The sequence below is a fragment of the Bordetella muralis genome, assembly GCF_965139205.1.
GTDB lineage: Bacteria > Pseudomonadota > Gammaproteobacteria > Burkholderiales > Burkholderiaceae_B > Bordetella_A > Bordetella_A muralis.
On sequence record NZ_CBCSIU010000038.1, the window covers coordinates 1 to 23,357 of the forward strand.

19 protein-coding genes, 1 pseudogene and 1 riboswitch are annotated in these 23,357 nt (G+C 59.8%); of the genes and pseudogenes, 14 read left to right on the forward strand and 6 right to left on the reverse strand.

Annotation, left to right across the window (positions count from 1 at the left end; translation table 11 throughout):
• Positions 1–76: 76 nt before the first annotated feature.
• Positions 77–3,850, reverse strand: a complete 3,774-nt coding sequence (gene metH, locus ACNA0I_RS25860) for a methionine synthase (RefSeq protein WP_415808890.1) — start codon at positions 3,848–3,850, stop codon at positions 77–79.
• 94 nt (positions 3,851–3,944) lie between these two features.
• Positions 3,945–4,106: riboswitch (cobalamin riboswitch) on the forward strand.
• Positions 4,107–4,169: 63 nt separating this feature from the next.
• On the opposite strand from metH, the gene ACNA0I_RS25865 reads away from it, so the two are divergent.
• Complete coding sequence (locus tag ACNA0I_RS25865; RefSeq protein WP_415808891.1) at positions 4,170–6,203, forward strand: TonB-dependent receptor; 2,034 nt, start codon at positions 4,170–4,172, stop codon at positions 6,201–6,203.
• An 11-nt stretch (positions 6,204–6,214) separates the two neighbouring features.
• Positions 6,215–7,318: a cobalamin-binding protein gene (locus ACNA0I_RS25870; protein ID WP_415808892.1), complete on the forward strand. Its 1,104-nt coding sequence runs from the start codon at positions 6,215–6,217 to the stop codon at positions 7,316–7,318.
• A 62-nt stretch (positions 7,319–7,380) separates the two neighbouring features.
• Here ACNA0I_RS25870 and ACNA0I_RS25875 read toward each other — a convergent pair whose 3' ends face one another.
• Complete coding sequence (locus ACNA0I_RS25875) at positions 7,381–8,142, reverse strand: IclR family transcriptional regulator (protein WP_415808893.1); 762 nt, start codon at positions 8,140–8,142, stop codon at positions 7,381–7,383.
• Between the two features lie 252 nt (positions 8,143–8,394).
• Here ACNA0I_RS25875 and ACNA0I_RS25880 point away from each other — a divergent pair, with 252 nt between their 5' ends.
• The 11 genes from ACNA0I_RS25880 to ACNA0I_RS25930 all read left to right on the forward strand — a co-directional run bounded on the left by ACNA0I_RS25880 (position 8,395) and on the right by ACNA0I_RS25930 (position 20,423).
• Positions 8,395–9,912 (forward strand): ABC transporter substrate-binding protein, encoded by a 1,518-nt coding sequence (locus tag ACNA0I_RS25880; RefSeq protein WP_415808894.1) that lies wholly within the window; start codon positions 8,395–8,397, stop codon positions 9,910–9,912.
• Between the two features lie 93 nt (positions 9,913–10,005).
• Entirely contained in the window at positions 10,006–10,857 is an 852-nt protein-coding gene (locus tag ACNA0I_RS25885) for an alpha/beta hydrolase (RefSeq protein WP_415808895.1), read from the forward strand.
• On the forward strand, positions 10,854–12,467 hold the full coding sequence (ggt, locus tag ACNA0I_RS25890) for a gamma-glutamyltransferase (RefSeq protein ID WP_415808896.1): 1,614 nt from the start codon (positions 10,854–10,856) through the stop codon (positions 12,465–12,467). Before ACNA0I_RS25885 ends, ggt begins: the two co-directional genes overlap by 4 nt.
• A gap of 18 nt (positions 12,468–12,485) precedes the next feature.
• On the forward strand, positions 12,486–13,460 hold the full coding sequence (locus ACNA0I_RS25895) for an ABC transporter permease (RefSeq protein WP_415808897.1): 975 nt from the start codon (positions 12,486–12,488) through the stop codon (positions 13,458–13,460).
• Positions 13,461–13,464: 4 nt separating this feature from the next.
• Positions 13,465–14,400 (forward strand): ABC transporter permease, encoded by a 936-nt coding sequence (locus tag ACNA0I_RS25900; RefSeq protein ID WP_415808898.1) that lies wholly within the window; start codon positions 13,465–13,467, stop codon positions 14,398–14,400.
• On the forward strand, positions 14,397–15,371 hold the full coding sequence (locus tag ACNA0I_RS25905; RefSeq protein ID WP_415808899.1) for an ABC transporter ATP-binding protein: 975 nt from the start codon (positions 14,397–14,399) through the stop codon (positions 15,369–15,371). Before ACNA0I_RS25900 ends, ACNA0I_RS25905 begins: the two co-directional genes overlap by 4 nt.
• Entirely contained in the window at positions 15,368–16,393 is a 1,026-nt protein-coding gene (locus ACNA0I_RS25910) for an ABC transporter ATP-binding protein (RefSeq protein ID WP_415808900.1), read from the forward strand. Before ACNA0I_RS25905 ends, ACNA0I_RS25910 begins: the two co-directional genes overlap by 4 nt.
• 174 nt (positions 16,394–16,567) lie before the next feature.
• On the forward strand, positions 16,568–17,377 hold the full coding sequence (locus tag ACNA0I_RS25915) for a thiazole synthase (protein WP_415808901.1): 810 nt from the start codon (positions 16,568–16,570) through the stop codon (positions 17,375–17,377).
• Positions 17,374–18,210 carry a bifunctional hydroxymethylpyrimidine kinase/phosphomethylpyrimidine kinase gene (gene thiD, locus ACNA0I_RS25920; RefSeq protein ID WP_415808902.1) on the forward strand — a complete coding sequence of 279 codons (837 nt, stop codon included), beginning with the start codon at positions 17,374–17,376 and terminating at the stop codon, positions 18,208–18,210. Before ACNA0I_RS25915 ends, thiD begins: the two co-directional genes overlap by 4 nt.
• Before the next feature lie 188 nt (positions 18,211–18,398).
• Positions 18,399–19,079, forward strand: a complete 681-nt coding sequence (locus ACNA0I_RS25925; RefSeq protein WP_415808903.1) for a protein-L-isoaspartate O-methyltransferase family protein — start codon at positions 18,399–18,401, stop codon at positions 19,077–19,079.
• 9 nt (positions 19,080–19,088) lie between these two features.
• Positions 19,089–20,423, forward strand: a complete 1,335-nt coding sequence (locus ACNA0I_RS25930) for a TolC family outer membrane protein (protein WP_415808904.1) — start codon at positions 19,089–19,091, stop codon at positions 20,421–20,423.
• Here ACNA0I_RS25930 and ACNA0I_RS25935 read toward each other — a convergent pair.
• The 3 genes and pseudogenes from ACNA0I_RS25935 to ACNA0I_RS25945 form a co-directional block, all read right to left on the reverse strand.
• Positions 20,392–20,628, reverse strand: a 237-nt coding sequence (locus tag ACNA0I_RS25935; protein ID WP_415808905.1) for a hypothetical protein, incomplete at its 5' end; no start/stop codon positions are given. The two genes, ACNA0I_RS25930 and ACNA0I_RS25935, sit on opposite strands and share 32 nt — an antisense overlap.
• A gap of 1 nt (position 20,629) precedes the next feature.
• Positions 20,630–21,944 (reverse strand): annotated as a pseudogene (locus tag ACNA0I_RS25940) (PQQ-dependent sugar dehydrogenase); the annotation flags it as partial.
• Positions 21,941–22,369: a DUF2231 domain-containing protein gene (locus tag ACNA0I_RS25945; protein ID WP_415808906.1), complete on the reverse strand. Its 429-nt coding sequence runs from the start codon at positions 22,367–22,369 to the stop codon at positions 21,941–21,943. The gene ACNA0I_RS25945 and the pseudogene ACNA0I_RS25940, both read right to left, overlap by 4 nt.
• Positions 22,370–22,721: 352 nt before the next feature.
• Here ACNA0I_RS25945 and ACNA0I_RS25950 point away from each other — a divergent pair, with 352 nt between their 5' ends.
• Positions 22,722–23,141 carry a CBS domain-containing protein gene (locus tag ACNA0I_RS25950; RefSeq protein WP_415808907.1) on the forward strand — a complete coding sequence of 140 codons (420 nt, stop codon included), beginning with the start codon at positions 22,722–22,724 and terminating at the stop codon, positions 23,139–23,141.
• Between the two features lie 30 nt (positions 23,142–23,171).
• Here ACNA0I_RS25950 and ACNA0I_RS25955 read toward each other — a convergent pair.
• Positions 23,172–23,357, reverse strand: a 186-nt coding sequence (locus ACNA0I_RS25955; protein ID WP_415808908.1) for a hypothetical protein, incomplete at its 5' end; no start/stop codon positions are given.

Below are 23,357 nucleotides of genomic sequence, written 5' to 3' on the forward strand. Positions count from 1 at the left end.
CCCGCGCGCCGGACCGNCNACGTGAAGCCCCCACGCAGCCACTGCCCCGCATCGACGTCCAATAGCACTAAAACCCTCACCCCAAACTACTAACCAACGTCCGCCGAACATCCTCCTCAGTCCGCCCACTACGCGCGATGTAATCAGCAAGCTGATCCTCGCCAATCGTCCCCACGTTGAAGTACTGCGACTGTGGATGACTGAAATAGAACCCAGACACACTGGACGCCGGATACATCGCATAACTATCGGTCAACATCATCCCGATATCCGCACCATCCAACACCCGGAACATATCGGTCTTGACCACATGCTCAGGGCAAGCCGGATATCCCGGCGCAGGACGAATACCCACGTATTTCTCGGCGATCATGTCGTCATTAGACAAGCCCTCGTCAGGCGCATAGCCCCACAGGTCCTGCCTCACACGCGCATGCAAGCATTCGGCAAAGCCCTCGGCCAGACGATCCGCCATCGCCTTGAGCATAATGCTCGAGTAATCATCCAGTGCGGCCTCGAATTCGGCCTCTTTTTTCTCGATCCCCAAGCCCGCCGTCACCGCAAACATGCCGATGTAATCGGCTACGCCACTGGACTTCGGTGCGATGTAATCGGCCAGGCATTTGTTGCTGACACCTTCGCGCTTGGCGCCCTGCTGGCGCAGGTTGCGATAGGTAAACAGCACCTCGCTGCGCGACTCATCGGTATAGATTTCGATGTCGTCGTCATTGACCGTATTGGCAGGATAAAACGCCACCGCGCCATTGGCAGTCAGCCAACGTCCATCAATGATGCGCTTGAGCATCGCCTGCCCATCGGCATAAACCTTTTTCGCCTGCTCGCCAACCACCTTGTCTTCGAGAATGGCCGGGAATTGTCCGAACAGACTCCAGGTTTGAAAGAACGGCGTCCAGTCCACGTATTTCGCGATCTCGCTGAGGTCGTAGCTCTTGAACGAACGGCGGCCGATGAATTTAGGACGAGGCGGCGTGTAGTTGGCCCAATCGATCTGCGGACGCGCGGCACGTGCGTCCGCCAATGAGATCAGCGGCGTCGCCTTGCGATTCGCATGGCGGCGGCGGACGTCTTCGTATTCCTGCGCGATCTCATCGATATAGCTTTGCGCCTGGTCAGACACCAGATTCGCAGCCACACCCACCGCACGGCTGGCATCGGGGGTATAGATGACGGGACCATCGTAATTGGGCGCGATCTTCACGGCCGTATGAACACGGCTCGTCGTCGCACCACCAATCATCAACGGAATCTTGCGATCACGGAAATACGGATCGCGCTGCATTTCCGAGGCCACATAAGCCATTTCTTCGAGACTGGGTGTGATCAAGCCCGACAGGCCCACAATATCGGCCTGCTCTTCTTTGGCTTTCTCCAGAATCTGCGCACAGGGCACCATCACGCCCATGTTGACGACTTCGAAGTTATTACATTGCAGCACCACAGAGACGATGTTCTTGCCAATGTCGTGCACATCGCCTTTGACAGTAGCAATCACCATTTTGCCCTTGGCCCGCACGTCACCGCCGGCCGCCGCGATCTGGCGTTTTTCTTCCTCGATAAAGGGAATCAGATGCGCCACGGCCTGCTTCATCACACGCGCGGATTTCACCACTTGGGGCAAGAACATTTTGCCGGCGCCGAACAGATCGCCGACAATATTCATCCCGTCCATCAGCGGCCCTTCGATCACCTCGATAGGACGGCCGCCACGAGCCTCGATCTGCTGACGGACTTCTTCGGTGTCTTCGACGATAAATGCCGTGATGCCGTGCACCAACGCATGCGACAAGCGTTCTTGCACCGGTGCCTCGCGCCAGGCGAGATCTTCTTCTTTTTTCGCGCCAGAGCCTTTGACAGTCTCTGCGAACTGCACCAGCCGCTCGGTGGGCGTGCGTTCATCAGCGGGATCGGTTTTGCCAACAGGGGGATCACGATCCAGGATGACGTCTTCGACCAGATCTCGCAGCGCCCCATCCAGATCCGCATACACCCCCAACTGACCGGCGTTGACGATACCCATCGTCAGGCCTTCGCGGATGGCGTAGTACAAGAACACCGTGTGAATGGCTTCGCGCATGGGTTCATTACCACGGAACGAGAAGCTCACGTTCGAAATGCCACCCGAGATGCGCGCGTGAGGCAGATTTTTCCGGATCCAGCCCGCCCCCTCGATGAAATCCATCGCATAGTGATTGTGTTCGTCGATCCCCGTCGCGACGGCAAAGACGTTCGGATCGAAAATGATGTCTTCGGGCGGGAATTGCTCTTCTTCGACCAGAATTTTGTAGGCGCGACCGCAGATCTCTTTCCGACGCTCCAGCGTATCGGCCTGACCTTGTTCATCGAACGCCATCACCACGACAGCCGCGCCGTAGCGCCGGCACAGACGGGCATGCTCGCGAAAGATATCGATGCCCTCTTTCATGGAGATCGAATTCACGACCGGCTTGCCTTGCACGCACTTCAGCCCCGTCTCGATGACCTCCCATTTGGAGCTGTCGATCATGATGGGTACGCGAGAGATATCAGGCTCGGACGCGATCAGATTCAGAAAGCGATGCATACACGCTGCCGAATCCAACATGGCCTCGTCCATGTTGATATCGATGATCTGAGCGCCGTTCTCTACCTGCTGACGCGCGACGGCCAGGGCCTCGTCGTATTTTTCCTCGCGGATCAGGCGCGCAAACATCTTGCTGCCCGTGACGTTGGTGCGCTCGCCCACGTTGACGAACAAGGACTCCTCGTCGATATTCAACGGCTCCAGGCCCGACAGGCGGGTCTTGACGGGAATATCGGGCACGACGCGCGGGGTCAGTGCGGTGACTTTATCGGCGATGGCGCGAATATGGTCAGGGGTCGTGCCGCAGCAGCCGCCCGACATATTGACTAATCCGGCACGCGCAAATTCCTCGAGCAACGCCGAAGTATCGGCCGGCGTTTCGTCAAAGCCCGTTTCCGCCATCGGGTTGGGCAGACCGGCGTTGGGATACACACAGACGTAGGTGTCGCAGATCTTGGAGAGCTCGGCGACATAGGGGCGCATCAGCGCCGCACCCAAAGCACAATTCAAGCCGATCGTGACGGGTCTGGCGTGACGCACGGAATTCCAGAACGCCTCGACGGTCTGGCCCGAGAGAATGCGCCCCGACGCGTCGGTGACGGTGCCCGAGATCATGACGGGCAAGCGTATGCCGCGTTCCTCGAATACGGACTCGACGGCAAAAATGGCAGCCTTGGCATTGAGGGTGTCGAAAATGGTCTCGATCAACACAATGTCGATGCCGCCATCCAACAAACCATTCAATTGCTCGATATAGGCAATGCGCAGCTCATCAAAAGTGATGTTGCGTGCGCCGGGATCATTCACGTCCGGCGAAATCGACGCGGTCTTGGGCTGTGGTCCCAACGCACCCGCCACAAAACGCGGGCGCTCGGGGGTGCTGTAGGCATCACAGGCCGCCCGCGCGAGTTTTGCAGACTCGAGATTCAGCTCATACGCCAGCTCGGGCAAGTCATAGTCGCCCTGCGCAATCGACGTCGCGCCAAAGGTATTGGTCTCGATGACATCGGCGCCTGCCTCCAGATACTGGCGGTGGATCTCGTCGATGACATCCGGCCGCACCAGCGACAGCAGTTCGTTATCGCCCTTCAGATCTTTGTGGTGATCTGCAAAACGCTGACCGCGGAAATCGGCTTCGCCGAGCTTGTAGCGCTGGATCATGGTGCCCATCGCACCATCCAGGATCAGGATGCGTTCACCCAGCAGGCGGGCGAAATCGCCACCTCGGGTATAGGACGAAGGCGGGTAAGGCAGGCGGGGATACGACACGGAAATATCTCGGAAATGTGGCGAAAAGGCAAAAAATGCCCGAAAACCGACGCTTGATGGTAACAAAACGGGTTGTTTTTTGCCTGTGAATGCTACAGTGCGGCCCCGAACTGGTGCTTCTGGCGCGCAATATGCGCCGAAGGTAAACGGGAAACAGGAAGGCGCGCCGCGCCCAGCCTGTGCTGCCCCCGCAACGGTCCCCATGCTGCATCACGCCGCATGGCAGCCCGACACCGGCCAGTTCACCCACCGGGACGCCTTGTGCGGCCCATTACCGTGAACGACGTGCGGGGTCGCGCGTCAAACCGAGGCTTGTCTGATGAAATCCCGCCCCTTCCGGCATGCGGCCGGAGTCTTGATTTGCGCCGTGCCCGCGCTGGCCGCCGCCCAACAATCCCAACAACAAGATCAAACATCCCCTGCGGCCGCTGCCCCGGAGCTCAGCACCGTCACCGTCACGGCCTCGCGCGTGCCCACCGAGGCCCGCGATCAACCCGTACAGGTGTCCGTGCTGACCCAGGAACAAATCCGCACCAGCAGCGCCATGACGGTACAGGAGCTGTTGTCCACCCAAGCCGGCGTACACGTGATCAACAGCACGGGTGCAGCGGCGCAGGCGCAGATAGACCTGCGCGGCTTTGGTATTGCCGGGTTCAGCAACACGCTGGTCCTGATCGATGGCGTACCGCAAAACAACAATGACCTGTCGGCGCCCTCGCTAGGCACGGTGCCGCTGGACCGCATTGAACGCATCGAGATCGTCCGCGGCAGCGGCTCGGTCCAGTACGGCGGCGGTACGACCGGTGGCGTAATCAATATCCTGACCAAGCGCGGCAATCCCGGCGGGCAGCCCGTCTCGGCCAGCGTGACCGGCACGGTGGGCAATTACGGCCTGCACCAATTGGATGCCGCCATCAGCCTGCAAAACGAGCATGTGACTGTCGACGTCTACGGACAAACGCTGCGCACCGACAACTACCGCGACAATAATCGCGAAAGCCGCGACGGGGGCGGCGTCGGCCTGGCCTTTCACCACGACGATGGCGAAATCCGCCTCTATGCCCGCACGACCACGCAGAAACTCGGACTGCCCGGCCCGCGCCGCGTCGATCCCGCCACCGGTCTGAACGAGTATGAGGACGATCCGCGCGGCACGTCCACGCCCGACGATTACGTCAATACCAAGACGGACGCGTTCGGTTTGCAAATCGAACAGCGCCTGGGCACGGGCACCCTCTATGCCGACCTGAACCAACGCGACAAGTCGTTGACCGGTTTCACGGGATCCAGCTTCGGCGACACGACTCGCGAACAGGACCTGGACGAAACCACTGGCAGCCTCCGCTATCAGTTGCCGATTGCCGGCAAACACGCGCTGATCGTGGGCGCCGACATGCTAGACAGCAGCCTGGACGCCTCCAATCTGTACTCGTACTCGTCCATGCCGGATCAGTGGCGCGCCAAACAACGCCAACATGGGTTCTTTGCCGAGGCTCAGATCCAGGCTACCGACACGACCCGCATCACACTGGGCGGCCGTCGCCAATATGCCAACGATCAGCTGGAAACCCTGTCCGGCTACAGCGGCAACTCCGACGAGACACGCCACCTGGGCGCCTGGCAACTGGCCTTGCGTCAGGAACTCGGCGCGGGCTTCAGCGCCTACGGCAAAGTCGGCCGCAGCTTCCGTTTCGCCAATTCCGACGAACTGCTGTACGTCGCGACCCCGCTCAAACCGCAGACCTCGGTGGACAAGGAGTTGGGCATTTTGTGGAAGTCGGATACCTCCAGCGCCCGCCTGACCTGGTATCGCTATGACCTGACCAACGAGATCCAATACAACCCGATTACGTTCTCCAACGTCAACCTGGATCCGACGCGCCGCCAAGGGGTCGAACTGGAAGGCCATCACGATCTGACCAAGAGCTTGAGCCTGGATGCGAACGTCACCTGGATGCAGGCCGAATTCCGCTCAGGCACCGCCGCTGGCGTGGACCTGGCCGGCAACACCGTGCCCTTGGTGCCAAAATGGATGGCCAACCTGGGGGCCACGTGGCGCCCCATGGACAAGCTATTCATCAGCCTGTCCGGCCAATACGTGGGCAAAGCACGCATGGATAATGACCAGGCCAACGAGTTCGACAAGCAGCTGGATGACTATTTCCTGGTCAACGGCAAGGTCGGCTATGCCTTTACCAAGAACATCTCGGGCACATTGGCGGTGAACAATCTGTTTGACAAGGAATACGCGACCTATGGCATCCGCTCGGGCAGCACCGGCGCTACGGGTGCATATAACCTGTATCCGGCCGCTGGCCGCAACGTCCAGGCGTCGTTGACGATCCGCTACTGATGCGATCTGCCATGCCCGCCTCCATTGCCACCAGGCTCTTCAGCCTGGATGGGCGGGCATTGGCGGCAACACTGCTCTGCTTGACCACGATGTCTGCCCGGGCGGACACGGCAACCGTGCCGCAGGCTGCTGCCCACGTTGGCTCAACGACTGCAAAAACGATCTCTGCAGCCGCTGTCCCGTCAACCGCTGTGGCCGCAAGGGCCTCGGAGCGACCACAAATAGCGACGGCCGATGCACACGTCGCGACGACGGCGCATCGCGCAACGATCACACTGCGCGATGATCACGGCCACATCATCACGCTGCCCGCCCCCGCGCGGCGTGCGATCACCGCCGCGCCACACGCGACAGAATTGGTCTACGCGGCTGGCGCAGGCTCCTATCTCGCAGGCATCGCCCAGGGCAGTAACTACCCCTCTGCAGCCCTCGCGCTGCCTTCCATCGGCACCACACTGCGACCGAATCTGGAAATCGCCACCGCGCTGCAGCCCGATCTGCTGATCGCCTGGCAGCCAGCGGTCCCTGATCCCCTGGCGGATCTCATGCGGCGCCTGAAAGTGCCGGTGTTCTACAGCGACCCGCGGACCTTGGACGAGATTCCCGACGCGGTAGAAACAATGGGCCGGCTGTTCGGCACCGAGGGGCGGGCGATCCCTGCTGCCGAGGCCTTGCGTGCGCGGCTGGCCGTGTTATCGGCGCGTTACACGCATCTCGCACCGGTGCGGGTTTTCATTCAAGCCGGCCTGCAACCGATTTACACGCTGAACGGGCACAGTATCGTCAGCGATGCCGTGCGCCTGTGCGGCGGCATCAATGCTTTTGCAGACATCAGCACACTGGCGCCGCAGATTTCGCTCGAAAGCGTGCTGGCGGCGCGGCCGGACGCGGTAGTCGCTGGGTCGGCCGGCCCCGACGATGCACGCAGCAATCTGCAAGCCTGGCAGCAGCATGGGTTGCCGGCCGCGCAACAGGGCTACGTATTCAGTGTGGCTGCTGACGCGTTGTATCGGCCTGGGCCGCGCTTGATCGATGTGACCGAGAAACTGTGCGAGGACCTGGATCAGGTTCGCGCTCAACGGTCCCTCACTGACTCTTCAAACACCTCCCACTGAAGCGTCAAGAATAGGCGCAGCCATTCTTGATCAAGTTGAGGCGACCACGCCGCAAACGGCCGCTACCCTTTGCTCCAGCCGAGCCCGGCAGACAAACGCTGTGCGGCCGACACTACCAAATGAATGATGTGCTGCAATTCGGGCTCTCCGATCCTGAATGCGGGCGCGACCACATGGATGGAAGCCACGATAGAGTTGTCGATAGCGAATACCGGCGCCGCGCACGACACTTGATGATCGCTGACTTCGCCCCTGCTGACGCAATAGCCTTGTTTACGGATTTTGGCTAACTCATCCAGAATCAAAAGTCGCGACTTGGGTGTGAGATCCGTTAGCGGAGTGGGATGTTCCGGTATGCACCGGTCAATGAACTCCCGAGACTGAAACGCCAGCAAGCATTTGGGCGATCCTGCATACAAGGGACGTCTACGCCCCACATTGGCATGCACACGCAGGTCTCTCGATGGCTCGGCTTTAGCAATGCACAGGGCATCAAAGCCATCTGCCGTACGCAACTGAACCGTTTCGTTCACACGTTGGCATAGCTCTTCCAGGATAGGTGTGGCAAGCCGGATCAAATCAATCTGAGAACTGGCCGTGATGCCGAGTACCAGCATGGCGTCGCCCAGCACATAACCATTGTTTTCGTCTCTTTTGACGATTTTCCGCTGTTCCATTGTATGCAACAAACGGTAGGCCCGAGATTTGACCAGGTTCGTTTTCTGCGCGAGTTTTGTCACACCAGATCGCGGCATTCGAGCGACTGCCATCAATAAATCAAAGGCTTTTTCGACTGATTCAACAGTGTATTTATCGTCACTCATGCGATCTTCACCTCCTATTTGGCGGTGATATTAGCTGTTTTACTAGACAAAACACATAACAAAATTGCATTGACATATAGCTAATCCTTTGTTTTCATCACCCGCTTTCAACACCCCGCAGCGACAAGAACTCAGACTGACCATTGGCCTGATGCCAGCCTTCCAAGGGAGTAAGAATTGATCAAAGCGATGACCCGCCGAGTCGTATCCGGCACAGCATTGGCATTACTCGTTTCTGTAACATCCCCGTCCATGGCGCAAGACGCCACGCTGTCAATCGGTATGGCGGCGCCTGTCACCACCATGGATCCGCATGAGGACTCCAATTCGCCGAACAATGCGGCCAATCGCCACATCTTCGACAGTCTGATCAACCGTGGAAGCCGCGCGGAAAATAAGCCGCAGCTAGCCACATCGTGGGAAGTCATCGACGACACGCACTGGCGGTTCAAGCTGCGCAAAGGGGTGACCTTTCATGACGGCTCGACGTTCGACGCAGAAGACGTGGTTGCATCCCTGTTGCGTGCGAGAGATAAACCCTCACATGCGTTCGCCGCCTACACACGGAATATCGCCAAGGTCACGGTCGAAGACCCCTACAGCGTTGTGGTAGAAACATCTACGCCCGATCCCCTGCTCTTGAATTCGCTCAGCCGCATTCACATCATCAGCTCGCAATACGCGAAGGCCAGCGTGGCAGACTTCGAGAGCGGGAAAGCCGCTGTCGGTACCGGCCCGTTCAAATTCGTGTCGTACACGCCCGGCGACCGCATCGTCCTGGCACGCAACGACAACTATTTCGAAGGCCCCGCACCGTGGAGCAAAGTCACTCTGCGCATGGCACCCGATGATGGTGGCCGCCTGGCTTCGTTGCTCTCCGGCGACCTGGATCTGATCGAAAACCTGCCTGCCGAAGGCGTTAGCCGTGTCGAGAGCAACGACAAGCTGCAAATCATCCGCGGCCAGTCTACGCGCTTCGTTTATTTCGGCATGGATGTCTCTAAAGACAAGACCCCGTTTGCCACCGCGAAAAACGGGTCCCCACTGGAGAAAAACCCGTTCAAAGACGCGCGCGTTCGTGAGGCGTTGCTGCTGGCGATCAATCGTCCCGCCATCGTTGATCGCATCATGCAGAAAAACGGTACGGTTGCCGATCAATTCGTCGCCAATGGCTTCTTTGGACACTCGGACAAGGTACAGGCAGTCGGATACGATCCCCGCCGCGCCAAGGAGCTCTTGGCACAAGCAGGCTACCCCGACGGGTTTGCGTTAACCATTCATGGCCCATCGGGCCGTTATGTGAACGATAGCGAAGTTCTGCAGGCAGTAGGTCAAATGCTATCGCGCATCGGCATCGCAACCAAAGTTCAAGTCGTCCCCTGGTCTGTGTACTCGGGCAAATACTCCAACGGCGACTACTCCATGTTCCTGGGGTCATGGGGCGTCAATACGGGCGAGGTATCGAACCCCGCGATAGCGCTCGTCGCAGGCCAGGACAAGGAAAAAGGCACGGGCCGCTACAACGGCGGCGGCGTGAATGTTCCGGAAATCAATAAACTGCTCGATCAAGCCACGGCAAGCCTGAAAGACGATGAGCGCGAGCCGCTGCTGCAGCAGGTATCGGAGCTGACGTTCAACCAACATTGGCTGCTGCCCATGCACTACGAGAACGTCGTGATGGGTGCGAGCAAGAAGATCGCTTTCACGCCCCGTAGCGACAAGTACACCATGGCCTACGAAGTACGCCCCGCAGACCCTGCACAAAAATAATTCATAAAACGAATAACGGGGGAGGCCAGTCCCGCCTCCCCTGCGGTGTCGCCCGAACACCGCAATACATCCGAATTTTCCGTTGGAGAAACTATGCAAGAGCTTGGCACAAGCGAGGCCGCGGCACGCGCGCGCGCCTTTTATGACTATGGCGAGACGGCCATTTTCGCGTCTACTGCAGATCCGCGATTTCACATGCTGCTTTATGTCCCTCCTACCGTCGCGCAGGGCCGCAAAGTTGATCTGCTCGTAGCGGTCCACGGTACGGGACGCACCTCGGCGATCGAGTTTCGCGATGGATTCTCCGAGTTCGGGCTTTACAACGATTGCGCCATCTTGTGTCCCATTTTCCCGATCAACGTGCGTGGTGATGGCGCTCGATCTGGCTATAAATACCTGGTCGAAGGAGACATCCGATACGACCACGTCGTACTGTCCATGGTCGAAGAAATGGCCGCCAAATATGGTCAGGACTGGTCCACATTTGCCATGTTCGGTTTTTCAGGAGGCGGGCATTTCACGCATCGTTTTGCCCTCTTGCATCCCGAAAAACTCTGGGCCGCAAGCATCGGAGCCCCCGGCTCGGTAACGCTGCTCAATCCTGAAAAGGACTGGTGGATCGGCACCCGCGACCTGGCCGAAAAGTTTGGCCGTCCGCTAGACATAGAGGCATTGGCAAAGGTCCCCGTCCAGATGGTGGTCGGCGCCCTGGATCTGGAGACATGGGAAATCACCCACAAGCCCGGTTCCGTTTACTACATGGACGGCGCCAACGATCCAGGCTCGACTCGGCCCGAACGCTTGCGTTCGCTGCAGAAATCCTTCGAAGCCGCCGGCGTCAAGGTGACCTTTGATGAGGTTCCTGGCGTATCGCACGATCGGCTCAAAGTGCTGGGCCATGTCAAGCAATTCCTTGCCCAGGTACTCAAGGAGAAGCGCGCATGAATCGCAACGCAACGATTGTCGCCCCGCAACCCGAAGCGGTTGAGGCAGGAGCAGCGGTACTTGAGCGTGGAGGCAATGCGGTAGACGCCGCGCTGGCATGCGCTTTCGTGCAAGGCGTGGTTGATCCTCAGATGACCGGCATCGGCGGGTTTGGTTCGATGCATGTCTACATGCCCAAGCGAGGCATACATGAAATGCTCGAGTTTTACGCGCTGGCGCCCATTGCCGCGACGCCGGACATGTGGCTCGACAAACTGGTTGGACAAAGCCGCGACGGCTTCGGCTTCATTCTTAAAGACAACATCTCTGAAATCGGCTATTTGGCCTGCTGCACGCCCGGTGCACTCAAGGGCTACGAAACCGCGTTGAAAGATTACGGCACCTGGGACTGGGCCGACCTGATTCAGCCGGCAATTCGCTACGCCGAAGAAGGCTTCATGATACGCCCGCACATGCATTGGTACTGGGCTAAAGACCAACGCGGCGATGGGCAGATCAACACTATAGACAAACTTCGTTTTTCGGAAACGGGACGCCGCGTTTATTTTCACGAAGACGGTTCGTTACGCCGCGTGGGAGATCGGCTGAAAAATCCGGATCTGGCGAACACGTTGCGGCGTATCGCTCAAAGCGGCTCATCGGATATTTTCTATCACGGCGAAATCGCTCAGCAGATTGCGGCAGATTTTGCACGTCACGGCGGACTGATCGGACGAGACGACCTCGCGCAATACAGCGTCAGCCGAGCTGAACCCGTATGGGGCAGTTACCGTGGCAAACGTATAGCCTCCAGCCCGCCTCCGGGTTCGGGCTTTCCGATGATTGAGCTGCTGCATATTCTGGAAAACTTCGACATCGCCAGCATGCGGCACGGTTCGACAGAATACGTACGTACACTCTTCGAAGCCATGAAGCGCATGACCATCGACAAAGATGCTCACATGGGCGATCCGGCCTATGTCGACGTTCCCGTGGAAAAGCTGCTTTCCAAGGAGCATGCGGCCGCACTGGCCGATGAAATCAAACGTGGCGAGCGGGCAAATGTCGAACGGCTGGATCTGTCTCAACGCGACACCACGCATATCTCGGTCATCGACAAGGAAGGCAACGCCGTCGCCATGACGCATTCGCTGGGCAGCCCGTCGGGCGCCATTACGGATGGGCTGGGCTTCATGTACAACGGCCTGATGGGACGATTTGATCCTCGACCAGGCAAGCCGGCTTCCATCGCCCCGCGAAAGCGTCGCGCCAGTTCGGCCGCCCCCACCATCGTCTTCGAAGGCGACCGCCCCATCATCGTCATCGGTGCGCCCGGCGGCAGCTATATCGCTCCGACGGTGGCACAGGGTCTCATCAACATGATCGACTACGGCATGGGGATTCACGAAGCAGTATCGGCGCCGCGCTTAGTAGGCGTTTCGAATTCGATCGACATCTGCAATCGCATTCGCCGCTCCGTCGTCGACGAACTGAGCCGCGAAGGCTACAGCGTCGTACGTTCGCCGCAGACCTATGCCTTCGCCGCGCTGCACGGCATACGCATCGATAACGGACTTTCGGCAGGGGCAGCCGATCCGCAACGCGACGGCATGGCTATCAGCGTCGACTAACCGAACACAGGATTGACAATGGTCACTACGCTCATCCGACGCGCAATCCAGGCGGGCTTCGTCATATTGGCGATGACGTTGATCGTCTTTGTTGGCATCAACGTCATTGGCAATCCCGTCGACATCCTCATCAACCCCGACCTGAACCAAGCGGAACGTGCCCAGGTCATCGCCAATCTTGGCCTGGACAAACCGCTCTGGCAGCAGTATCTCAGCTTTCTGCATGGACTGACGCAGGGCAATTTCGGTAATAGTTTCGTCTATCACAAGCCAGCGCTCGACGTCATCATCGAGCGCTTGCCCGCCACGTTGGAGCTTGCGCTCTGTGCCATGGTCATTGCCATTGTGGTGGGAATTCCGCTGGGACTATATGCCGGGCTTTACCCCAGGAGAATCTCGTCCAGAATCATTATGACGGGCTCCATCTTCGGGTTTTCGTTGCCAACGTTCTGGGTGGGGCTGATGCTGATCCTGGTATTTGCCGTAGAACTGGGTTGGCTGCCGTCAAATGGCCGGGGCGATACCGTGATGTTCCTGGGCGTGAATTGGTCGTTTCTGACGGCCAACGGGCTCTCGCACATGCTGCTGCCTGCATTGAATCTCGCGTTGTTCAAAACCTCGTTGATTCTTCGCCTGACCCGTGCGGGGGTGCAGGAAGTCATCGCGCAGGATTTTGTCAAATTTGCCCATGCCAAGGGGCTGCACGAGAGCCGGGTCATTTTCGTTCACGTACTGAAGAACCTGATGATCCCTGTCGTCACCATCATCGGCTTGGAATTCGGCTCGTTGATTGCTTATTCGGTCGTGACCGAAAGCATTTTCGGCTGGCCCGGAATGGGCAAACTCATTATCGACAGCATCAACCTGCTGGATCGGCCTGTCATCGTGGCCTATTTGATGATGATGGTCATTCTTTTTGTCTCGCTGAACTTCATTATCGATATTTGCTACACCCTGCTCGATCCTCGTGTCCGCCTCGAAGGCAAAGGATGACGCCATGAATACTAGACTTGCCAATTCGCCGGACGGCACGAATATCCCCGATAGCGTGACGGCACCGCCGCCGCCTCGCATTGGCCCCGCTTTGAAGCGTTTTTTCTCATCTCCCACGGCGCTGCTGGGGGCCATCGTGCTGATCGCGATCTGTTTACTCGCTATTCTGGCCCCCTGGATCTCTGCACAGAATCCCTATGATCTGACCCAGATGGACATCCTCGACGGCCGTTTGCCGCCAGGGTCGGCCAGCATGGATGGCGTGCCGTATTACTTGGGCACGGACGACCAGGGGCGCGATATTCTGTCGGGCATCCTGTACGGATTACGCACTTCGCTCGTCGTCGGCATTGCCTCGGCGTTGATCGCGGCCCTGCTCGGCACCACCGTTGGACTGCTTGCCGCCTATCTGGGCGGGCGCACCGAAAGCTTCATCATGCGGCTGGTCGACCTGCAGCTTTCCTTCCCGACCATTCTGATGGCGTTAATGGTGCTGGCCATTTTGGGCAACGGGGTAGCCAATGTCGTGTTGGCCATTATCGTGGCCGAATGGGCGACATATGCTCGCACCGCACGGGGCACCGCACTCGTCGAACGAGGAAAGGAATTCATCGAGGCAGCGCGCTGCCTGCGTATTCCAAGCCATCGCATACTGCTTCGTCACCTGCTGCCCAATTGCGTTGCTCCCATCATCGTCATCGCGACGATGCAAGTGGCCCGTGCCATTGGCCTGGAGTCGACCTTGTCATTTCTGGGACTGGGAGCATCTGTCACACAGCCTTCCTTGGGCATGCTGATCGCCAATGGCTATCGCTATTTGCTGTCGGGTTTGTACTGGATCAGCTTCTACCCGGGCATTGCCCTGCTCATCACCATCGTTTCGATCAACCTGGTCGGTGACCGTTTACGTGACGTGCTCAACCCGAGGAAGGCCCGATGACTCCCTTATTAGAAGTCCGTAATCTCGTGACCGAGTTTCCCGACGAAGACGGCAAGCCGCTGCGGGCGGTCAACGAGGTGTCCTTTCAGGTCAACCGCGGCGAGGTGCTGGGCCTGGTGGGTGAAAGCGGTTCCGGCAAGAGCGTCACGGGATTTTCCATTCTAGGACTGATCGACGAACCAGGCCGCGTTGCCTCCGGGCAGGTCTTGTTCAATGGGGACGATTTGACCCGCGCCGATGCGAGAACTCGCCGCAATCTGCGCGGGCGCCGCATTGCCATGGTGTTTCAGGATCCGATGATGACGCTGAATCCGGTGTTACGCGTCGGAGTCCAGCTCATGGAGACTTTGCACGCCCACGAGAAAATCAGTCGTCATGAAGCCCGTGCACGAGCACGTGACGCGCTCGGCATGGTCGGCATTCCCAGCCCTGAGGAACGCCTGGAGGCCTACCCGCACGAATTCTCCGGAGGCATGCGCCAGCGCGTGGCAATCGCTATTGCACTACTGCATCGCCCTGACCTCATCATCGCCGATGAGCCGACCACCGCCCTTGATGTCACGATCCAGGCACAGATTATTTCCGAATTCCAAAAACTGACTGAACAACAAGGAACAGCGGTGATATGGATTACTCACGACTTGGCCATTGTCTCCAGCCTGGCCGACCGGATAGCTGTCATGTACGGCGGACGTATTGTCGAGACGGGCGATGTTTTTTCCGTCCTGGAAACGCCGAGCCATCCCTATACCCGCGGGCTGATCCGTTCGGTTCCCTCGGAGAATAACCAGGGACGCCGGCTTGCCCAAATTCCCGGTGTCACGCCAAGCCTGGCGAATATGCCCGAAGGATGTGCATTTCGCACCCGCTGCGAGCGGGCATCGGACGCCTGTCGCCAGCAACCTGAAGCCTCAGGCACCGAACTTCGCTACTACCGTTGCTTCCACCCTTACGAAAAGGTGTACGCATGACTGTCTCGGCCACTCACTCCCATACTGAGCCGCTGCTGGACCTGCGCAAGATTTCGATGCGCTTTGGCGCGAAACCCGATCTGGCAGCCCGGATCGCCATCGGACTGGGTATAGCGAAACGCCCCCCTATCGTTCATGCACTCGATGAAGTCGACCTTTCCATCAAACGTGGCGAGGTTCTCGGATTGGTGGGCGAGAGCGGCTGCGGAAAATCGACGCTGGGCCGTATTGCGGCGGGCATACTGAATCCCTCCTCCGGCGAGGTGTACTGGAAAGGTTCTGATCGTCTGAAACTGAACGGTAAAGCATTGCACGATGCAGATCTGTCGGCCCAGATGATTTTCCAGAATTCCATGGCTGCGCTCAATCCTCGCATGAATATCGAAACCCTTGTCGCCGAGGCCCCTGCCATCCATGGTCTGATCAAAGGCAATCGGGGCGACTATGTAGATGACTATCTGCGCAAAGCCGGGTTCGATCCCACGATGAAGCGCCGGCTGCCGCACCAATTCTCGGGAGGCCAGCGCGCCCGCGTCAATATTGCACGCGCGTTGGCTGTGCAACCCGATTTCCTGGTATGCGATGAAAGTGTCGCCGCACTCGACGTATCGATTCAGGCGCAAATCTTGAATCTCTTCATGGATCTGCGCGAACAACTCGATTTGACGTATTTATTTGTCAGCCACGATCTCGGGGTGGTGAAACATATTTCCGACCGTGTAGCCATCATGTATCTCGGCCGCGTCGTGGAAGAAGCGCCCGTCAAAGAAGTGTACGCACGTCCCAATCATCCTTACACACAATCGTTGCTCGCTGAAGTCCCGCGCATCAAACCGGGCAAACGCCGCTTCGAAGCGCTGAAAGGCGAATTGCCCAGCCCGCTCAAACCGCCACCCGGCTGCCATTTCCATCCTCGCTGCCCACATGCCCACGAACGCTGCCGTATCGAAGCACCATTGCGCAAGGAAATTGCACCCGGACATTTCTCGGCCTGCCATCTCAATGATCAATCAGTAACGTGATTGCCCCCCAAATTTGCCACCGCGCATGCCTTGCGCGGCAGGAGCGCAATACGCGACCGGCAACGCCGGAGTGCCCTGGGGTCGTAGCGTTATTGAGCAGGTGGATTATCATGGAGTCCTAGATGCCGGTCGCCTCACGCCCGGCCACGGGATTCTTTTTCAGCACGCTGCACAATGACGACTCCAGACACTCTGACCATCGCCGGGCGCGAATACCAGTCGCGCCTGCTGGTAGGCACCGGCAAATACAAAGATTTCGAACAGACCCGCGCCGCGCTGGACGCCAGCGGCACGCAAATCGTGACCGTGGCGATTCGCCGCACCAATATTGGCCAAAATCCCGGCGAACCGAGCCTGCTGGACTATGTCCCGCCGTCGCAGTTCACCCTGTTGCCCAACACGGCGGGCTGCTACACCGCCGACGACGCCGTGCGCACCCTGCGGCTGGCGCGCGAGCTGCTCGACGGCCATGACCTCGTCAAACTCGAGGTTCTGGGCGATCCGCACACACTGTTCCCCAACATGCCTGCCACCCTGGAGGCCGCAAAAACGCTGGTCGACGACGGCTTCAAGGTCATGGTCTATTGCACCGACGACCCCATCCAATGCCGTATGCTCGAAGACATCGGCGTGGTCGCGGTCATGCCGCTGGCCTCGCTGATCGGCTCGGGCATGGGCATTCTGAACCCCTGGAACCTGCGCCTGATCATTGATCAGGCCCGTGTCCCGGTGCTGGTGGACGCAGGGGTGGGCACCGCGTCTGACGCCGCCATCGCTCTGGAACTCGGCTGCGACGGCGTCTTGATGAACACCGCGATCGCGGGCGCCAAAGACCCCGTTCTGATGGCTCGCGCCATGAAGAACGCCGTCCAGGCCGGCCGCGATGCCTTCCTGGCCGGCCGTATGCCGCGCAAGCTGTACAGCGGCGCGCCCAGCTCGCCCACCGAAGGCCTGATCACCGCCGCCCCGGCCAATACGCAATGAGTACGTCGCAGGCCGGCAGCCGGCCGATTCCCAACGCGCTCAGCATCGCTGGCGTAGACCCGTCCGGCGGCGCCGGCGTGCTGGCCGACGTCAAAGCCATGAGTGCACTGGGCGCCTACGGATGCGCGGTCATCGCCGCCCTCACCGCACAGAATACCCAAGGCGTCACCGGCATCGCCCCCGTGCCGCCCGAGTTCGTCGGCCTGCAGATCGACACGCTCTTTGCCGATGTCCGCATCGACGCGGTCAAGATCGGCATGCTCGGTCAACGTCCGGTGACCCTTGTCGTAGCGGAAAAATTGGCCAAATGGCTACCCGCTCACGTCGTCCTGGATCCGGTCATGGTCGCCAAGAGCGGCGATCACCTGCTCGAGCGCGATGCCGTCGGCGCCCTGCGCGAGGCCCTGTTGCCGCACGCCACCATGTTGACGCCCAATCTGCCCGAGGCCGGTGTACTGCTGGATGAACGCCCCGTCGAAACCGTCAAGGAAATGCGCCGCGTCGCCGAGCGGCTGCGCAACATCATGGCGTATTCCGGGCAGCGCTGGGTGCTGCTAAAAGGCGGCCACCTGCCGGGCAACGACACCATCGACCTGCTGCATGACGGCGACCGGATGATCGAACTGCCCGGCCATCGCATCGACACACGTAACACCCACGGCACCGGCTGCACTCTGTCAGCCGCCTTGGCCGCGCTGCTGCCGCAGATCGACGATGTCCCCGAGGCCGCCCGCCGCGCCAAGGCCTACCTGGCCGAGGCGCTGCGCCATGCTGACCGCCTGCAGGTCGGCTCCGGACATGGCCCGACGCATCATTTTCACGCTTGGTGGTAATCGTGCTGGCTATGGTGCCTTGGCCCGCCCGCGGCTACAGGCTCCCCTCGCCGGCCGAGCCAGCGCCATGAGGCCGGCAGGAAACGGTCCCGATGAAGGCTCCCGCCCCACTACGGGGGCCATCCCCCACATTCCCACCGAATCAGTACAATGTCCGGTTGGTTCTTCTTGATTTTCTCTTCGCTGTCATGAACGCTTCGACCCTGCCTGATGTAGAACAAGCTCGCTTCAACATGGTGGAGCAGCAAATCCGCCCCTGGGATGTACTCGATCCCAAGGTCCTGGACGCTCTGTTTGTTGTCCGCCGCGAGCAATTCGTGCCGCCGGCGCTGCGAGCCCTGGCGTTTTCCGACCTGGAACTCCCGCTGGAAATCAATGCGACCAACACCCGCCAGAACATGCTGGCCCCCAAGGTCGAGGCACGTCTGACCCAAGAATTGCAGCTGACCGCTACCGACTGCGTGCTGGAAATCGGCACGGGCTCGGGCTACCAGGCGGCCCTGCTGGCACATCTGGCCCAACAGGTCACCTCGGTCGAAATCGACAATCGCCTGGTGACATTCGCGCAGAACAATCTGCAGGCGAACAACGTCACCAACGTCAAGATCGAAACCGGCGACGGACGCAATGGCTGGGGTACGACCGAATATGACGCCATCCTGGTCACGGGTTCAGTGCCCGCCGTGCCGGATGCACTGAAATATCAGTTGCGCGTCGGCGGCCGTCTGGTCATCATCGTGGGCCAGGCCCCGGTCATGACCGCCTGTCGCATCACGCGCACCACGGCAGCCAGCTTCGAAACTGTCAATTTGTTCGAGACCGTCGTCAAGCCGCTGCGCGGGACTACCGTTTCGCATTTCAAGTTCTGATACGGCTCCATGTGCGCCAGATCGCTTGCGGCTACGCTGGGTCTGGCGCTCAGTATCAGTTGGTGCCTTCCTGTCAGCGCTGCTCAGGACCTGCTGCAAACGTGGCAGTCGGCACTGGCCAACGATCCCGTATACGCTGCGGCCCGCGCCCAGTATCGCGCGTCGATAGAACAATTGCCCCAGGCTCGTGCTGGCCTGCTGCCGGCAATCAATGCCGAAATCGGACTGACTTACGAAGACACCCGTGCCACGCGTAATCTGTCCCGGCGTGTTCAGGACAACACGCGGGCGCCGTGGGAACTCGTCCTGACACAGCCGCTTTACGACTGGTCGAGCTGGCAGCGCTACGAGCAGGCCAAACTCGGCGTCGCCGACGCGGAGCTCGCCCTGCAACAGGCCTACCAAGACCTGCTGCTGCGCGTATCGGACACCTATTTCGGCATCCTCACCGCTCAGGACGCCTTGACAGCTACCGAGGGCGAAAAGGCCTCGGTAGCTGCCCAACTGGAATCCGCCAAGCGCAATTTCGAGCTGGGCAATGCCACCATCACCGACACCTACGAGGCGCAGGCCCGCTATGACCTGGTTGTCGCCGAGGAACTGCGGCAGCAGCACGATCTGACTGTACTGCGCGGCCAACTGACGCAGATCATCGGACAGCCCCCTGAGGCCTTGGCCGAGCTGCCCTCCACGGTCCCGCTGCCCGCGCCCCAACCCGCCAGGCAGGAAGATTGGTCAACTCAAGCCGAATCCGCCAGCCTGGAAGTCGCTCGCGCGCAGTTGCAGACGCAAATTGCCCAACGTGATATCCAGATTGCGCGCGGCGGGCATTACCCCACCCTGAGCCTGCAGGCCACCAGCGGCAGCGCCAGCACCTCAAATCGCAGCGCCGCCGGCAGCCGGGCCGCAGACAGCTCTGTCGGCCTGGTCCTGTCCGTGCCCATCTACGCGGGCGGCGGCATATCCTCTCAGGTCACAGAGAAAGTCCAGCTCGAACAAAAGGCGCGCAACGACTACCAGGCCGCCCGCCGCCAGTCCGCACAGTCCGCCCGTCAGTACTACACAGGCGTCATGACCGGCCTGGCCCGTATCCGCGCCTTGGAGGCTGGCGAAAAATCCAGTCGTGCCTCTGTAGAAGCCAACAAAACCGGTTATGAGATCGGCGTACGCATCAACCTCGACGTCCTGAACGCCCAGCAACAGCTCTACGCTACGCAGCGCGACCTCGCGCAGGCGCGCTATGGCACGTTGTTGGACGGCCTGCGCCTGAAGGCGGCCGGCGGCATCCTGTCCGAAGTCGACCTTGAGACCATCAACCGGCTGCTGCGCTTGCCCCCGCAATAAACGGAATCGCGAACTGGCGAGGACCCTGCGGAAGGTCGCCCTGACGCCGCCGGTCCGCTGGCGATCGGGCGACCACATCGCGACATCGGTAACGCGGCTGGGCGTTGCCTAAAAGTGGCTGAGTCACGCAGGCCGCTGAGCCCCCGATGTCCATCGGAGCGGCTAGGTCGGCGGCATCGACGTCGGTGCGGGTGTCTGCACCGNCNCCGGCCCGTCAGTCTGCGTCTGCGGCCCTGCGGGCCGTGTCGGCGTGATGCGCCAGATCGTGTTTGACAGGTCGTCAGCGACAATAAGGGCGCCACGCGGATCTACCGTCACCCCTACTGGACGGCCGCGAGTCGTGCCGTCACTGTCCCGGAATCCGGCAACAAAATCCACGGGCGGACCAGACGGACGCCCCGCGCTGAAGGGCACAAAGATCACCTTGTAGCCCACCGGTTCGCTGCGGTTCCAGCTGCCGTGTTCGCCGATGAAGACCCCTTGGGCGAACCGGTCGCCCAGCGCCTGGGTCGAAAAATCCACGCCCAGCGCTGCGACGTGCGCGCCCAGACTGTAATCGGGCTTTATTGCAGCCTTGACCTTTTCGGGATCCTGCGGCCGTACGCGCTCGTCTACGTTCTGCCCCCAATAGCTATACGGCCAGCCATAGAAGGCCCCCTCCTGCACCGCCGTCAGATAGTCGGGAACGAGATCCGAGCCGAGCTCGTCGCGCTCATTGACGACCGCCCATAACTGACCCGTATCGGGCTGGATGGTCAGCGCGGTGGGATTGCGCAGGCCCGTGGCGTATGTCTTGTACTCGCCGGTGCGGGCATTCACCCTCCAGACACGCGCGCGGTCGGCTTCCGCTGTCATGCCGCGTTCGGTGATATTGCTATTGGACCCGATACCTACATACAAATATTGCCCGTCCGCACTGGCGGTCAGCGCCTTGGTCCAGTGATGGTTGATTTCCGATGGCAACAGCGTAACCGTCTCAGGCGGACCACTGGCCTTGGTCTGCCCTGGCTGATAGTCGAAACGCACCAACGCGTCCTGGTTAGCAACATAAAGATCGTTACCTACCAAGGCAAGCCCGTAAGGCGCATTCAGATTCTCCGCGAACGTCGACGCCTCGTAGGTGCCGTCTCCCTCGGCATCGCGCAGCAACGTCAGGCGGTTGCCGCCCTTGACCGGGCTCGTGCCCCTGGCCTTGATGATGCCGGCGATCACGTCTTTGGGCTTGAGCTTCGCGGCATTGCCGCCGCGCCCCTCGGCCACCAGGATGTCGCCGTTGGGCAATACCAGCGTCTGCCGCGGGATCTTCAGATCCGTCGCGATGGCGGTAATCGTATAGCCCTCTGGTACTGTTGGAGCCTTGTCTCCCCATGGCGCGGGTTTTGCGATCACCATATCAGGCAGCAGCCCTTGCTTGGGCTTGGGCAACTCAGGCTCTGGGCCGACCAGCGATCCAGATTGACCGCTGCATACGCCCACAGCCGAGAGCAACGGAATAGCGGCGAGCAAACTCAGCGTTTTCATATGGCGCCTCTGATATGCGGAGTGCGAAAACCCAGCCACGTCGCTGCGCAGGCGAGCACCACTGTCACCACCGACAAGACCAAGCCGGCAGGCATGCTCGCCCATGCATCGCGGGCATGAATCAACGCATTGAAAAAGCCCACAATCCATGCCGCTATCCACACCACCGCGTATGGAATAACCCCGCGCGCACGCTGCTGCGCCCGGAAAAGATCAACGATGGCAAAGATCAGCGCGACGCCGCCAAATAACAGGGCGCCAACCAGCAGCCACGAGGCAAAATTATTCCACTGGATATCAAACGACATCGCATAGGCCACATCGCTGGCGGCCGCGCCGACAAACAGGGAAAGCGCTCCTCCCACAAATACGGCATGCAAGGGGTGTACCGTCAAAACATAGCGACGTTCGACAATTTGGGGCACTGATAGCCTCCTTGATTAGATCGCCGGACTACAACGCCAATAAAAGCAGCAAGTAAAGTGCCTGAGCCCAAATGCCAGCGCCACCGCAATACTCCCCATGCTGCCCGCGCGAGGCCTTACCTGACCGCAGGCAATTTGTGCCTGTGCGATCGGAAAATTTCTTCTTCTTGGCCTTCCTGGATCTGCTTCGATTAAAGAAAACATTCAACGCATGAAAAGCCCGCAACCACGCACGGACTCAGTGAAACAGGCCGCAGCCCATGCCGAAATGCATAGCGCCACCGTGCTGCACCCAGGTCCGCCACTTGCGGCCGTTCCAGACAGGCCTCAACCGTGAATCAAAGGAGCAACCATGCAACAGCTCAAAGACGTAATGACCGAACGCGTCAAAATCCTGAACCCCGAGACAACCATCAAAGATGCCGCAAGCCAAATGCGCGACGGCGACTTTGGCCTCATGCCTGTAGGAGAAAACGATCGCTTGATCGGAACACTGTCAGATCGCGACATCGTGCTGCGCGCAGTCGCAGAAGGCCGCGACTCTGGCACCAGAGTGCGAGACGTCATGTCTGAAAAAGTACTGTGGGCGTACGACAACGACTCTGTAGAAAAAGCCTGCCAGATTATGAGCGACAATCAGATCCGCCGCTTACCCATCATAAACACCGACAAGCGCCTGGTAGGCATCGTAGCGCTGGGCGACCTGGCAATCAGCGCAAGCAGCCCCAAACCCGCCGGCCAAGCCCTATCCGAGATCTCTCAACGAGGATAAAACGACGGCCCCGGACCGGCCCAACGCGCGTCAACGCCGCAAGTCAGTAATCGGCATGATGCGTTCATAACCGCCGCGAGCCGGGGCTCGTCGTGTAAAGGGCGCGCTGGCCCGTAGAGCCTGCCGAACCTGTTTTGCCAGGCGGGGGGAAGTCGGCTGGGCATGTTTGAGCGCAGCGTAGCGGAGCGAGTTTGCCCAGCCGCCCCGCCTGGCGAG

Excerpts from the sequence above, each read along its gene's own strand:
- ACNA0I_RS25865 (WP_415808891.1), top strand. The coding sequence starts at position 4,170 with ATGAAATCCCGCCCCTTCCGGCATGCGGCCGGAGTCTTGATTTGCGCC.
- ACNA0I_RS25870 (WP_415808892.1), top strand. The coding sequence starts at position 6,215 with ATGCCCGCCTCCATTGCCACCAGGCTCTTCAGCCTGGATGGGCGGGCA.
- ACNA0I_RS25875 (WP_415808893.1), bottom strand. The coding sequence starts at position 8,142 with ATGAGTGACGATAAATACACTGTTGAATCAGTCGAAAAAGCCTTTGAT.
- ACNA0I_RS25880 (WP_415808894.1), top strand. The coding sequence starts at position 8,395 with ATGGCGCAAGACGCCACGCTGTCAATCGGTATGGCGGCGCCTGTCACC.
- ACNA0I_RS25885 (WP_415808895.1), top strand. The coding sequence starts at position 10,006 with ATGCAAGAGCTTGGCACAAGCGAGGCCGCGGCACGCGCGCGCGCCTTT.
- ggt (WP_415808896.1), top strand. The coding sequence starts at position 10,854 with ATGAATCGCAACGCAACGATTGTCGCCCCGCAACCCGAAGCGGTTGAG.
- ACNA0I_RS25895 (WP_415808897.1), top strand. The coding sequence starts at position 12,486 with ATGGTCACTACGCTCATCCGACGCGCAATCCAGGCGGGCTTCGTCATA.
- ACNA0I_RS25900 (WP_415808898.1), top strand. The coding sequence starts at position 13,465 with ATGAATACTAGACTTGCCAATTCGCCGGACGGCACGAATATCCCCGAT.
- ACNA0I_RS25905 (WP_415808899.1), top strand. The coding sequence starts at position 14,397 with ATGACTCCCTTATTAGAAGTCCGTAATCTCGTGACCGAGTTTCCCGAC.
- ACNA0I_RS25910 (WP_415808900.1), top strand. The coding sequence starts at position 15,368 with ATGACTGTCTCGGCCACTCACTCCCATACTGAGCCGCTGCTGGACCTG.
- ACNA0I_RS25915 (WP_415808901.1), top strand. The coding sequence starts at position 16,568 with ATGACGACTCCAGACACTCTGACCATCGCCGGGCGCGAATACCAGTCG.
- thiD (WP_415808902.1), top strand. The coding sequence starts at position 17,374 with ATGAGTACGTCGCAGGCCGGCAGCCGGCCGATTCCCAACGCGCTCAGC.
- ACNA0I_RS25925 (WP_415808903.1), top strand. The coding sequence starts at position 18,399 with ATGAACGCTTCGACCCTGCCTGATGTAGAACAAGCTCGCTTCAACATG.
- ACNA0I_RS25930 (WP_415808904.1), top strand. The coding sequence starts at position 19,089 with ATGTGCGCCAGATCGCTTGCGGCTACGCTGGGTCTGGCGCTCAGTATC.
- ACNA0I_RS25950 (WP_415808907.1), top strand. The coding sequence starts at position 22,722 with ATGCAACAGCTCAAAGACGTAATGACCGAACGCGTCAAAATCCTGAAC.